Origin of the sequence: Treponema primitia ZAS-1, assembly GCF_000297095.1 — a bacterium.
Classification (GTDB): domain Bacteria; phylum Spirochaetota; class Spirochaetia; order Treponematales; family Breznakiellaceae; genus Termitinema; species Termitinema primitia_A.
This window is the reverse complement of record NZ_AEEA01000164.1, coordinates 1-1,361: the sequence shown is the minus strand read 5'-3', so window position 1 is coordinate 1,361 and position 1,361 is coordinate 1. Positions and strand designations below refer to the sequence as shown.

The window sequence follows — 1,361 nt, the reverse complement described above, 5'->3', positions numbered from 1 at the left end:
AGCCGCCGGTTGTTCCCCGCCACGCCGCCGGCATATTCGTTGCCTTTAACGGAACTGTTGTTGGAGCAGGCGGTGATGGCGCCGTAGTTTAGCCCCGCCACGCCGCCGGCATATTCGTTGCCTTTAACGGAGCCGCTCACTATATGCACATTCTTCACTGTGCTGCTGCCGCCGCCGATGGCGCCAAAGAGGCCCTGGTAATTTGAACTGGATTTGTCTATATACAGGTTGCTGATAATCTTGCCATCGCCGTCGAAGGTTCCATCGAAGAAGGTTGTGGTATTGCCTATCGCCGTCCACTCTGCTGCGGAACCCAGCAGGTCCAGGTCCGCTTCCTGCTTGTAGGTGCCAACCAGACCGTCGGATGCGGTCCTAATCAACTGGAACTCCCCATAGCTGCCGATGGGGACATTGCCCTCAACATCGGCGTCCCGGAACTGGAGTTTGCCGTCCTCGTCCAGCTTTAGGGTAACGGTCTCATCATCCTTGCGGCCGATGAGGATGGCGCCGGCATTGGTGGTGATGCTTTTGAGGAGGCCGTCCTCCACAACAGCGGTGATGCCTCCGGTATAGGGGCCCTCAAGAACCAGCTCCACATTGGTGACCGGTACCTTGACCCGGTTCTCGTACCAGAGGCCGTCCTGCCGGGCCCGCACGCCCACGGTGTAGGTCCCCAGACTCCGGCCATCGCCCTTGAAGGTGTAGGCCGATGGGGCCCCGGGGGTGGTGGGGTCTGCGGCCACGGGGTTCCCGTTCACGGTCCACTGGATGCCGGTGTAGTCCCCGCCGCTCCCGGCCGGGGTGAGGGTGAGGGTGATGGTCCCGTCGGGCTTCACGAGCAGCGGGGTGGCCGGCGGGCTGCCCGTGATGGCGAGGGTGAGGGTGTGGGGCGCCGGGATGTCCCAGTCCGTGGGAGGGGCGGGGGTGACGGTCACCGTGCCGCCTTCGGTTGCCGTCGGGAAGCTGACGGTGAAGGTGAGGGTGTTCATGGCGGTGTCGCCGCCGCCAATGGCCACGCCGTCCACGGTCCAGCCGTCGTCCGCCCCGTTCACTGTGGGGATGCTGCCGCCGGGGAACTTGTAGCCGCTGGCGGCTTGCAGGGTGATGGCCGCCCGGTAGGTGGCGATGGGCTTGAAGGCGTCGCCGGCGCCGATGGGGGCCCAGCTATCGGGGCCGGAGCCGGTCCCGGTGCGCCGCTGCCAGACGAGGCCCGCCACGGTGTAGGGGGCGCCGTCGGGGGCGTACAGGCCGGTGCTGCTGTCGGGGTCGCCGACTGCCACCGGGGTGGCCCCCGGTGGGCGGGGGCCAGAAGGCCGGTGACGGCGGGGGCTTTCACCAGCAGGGCCCTAAAGTCGTCGTCG

Annotated in this window: 1 pseudogene; it reads right to left on the bottom strand. The window is 66.6% G+C overall.

Features of this window, described 5'->3' with window-relative positions:
- Nucleotides 1-1,280, bottom strand: a pseudogene (locus tag TPRIMZ1_RS0116640) (peptidase A26); the annotation flags it as partial.
- Between the last annotated feature and the right edge of the window lie 81 nt (nucleotides 1,281-1,361).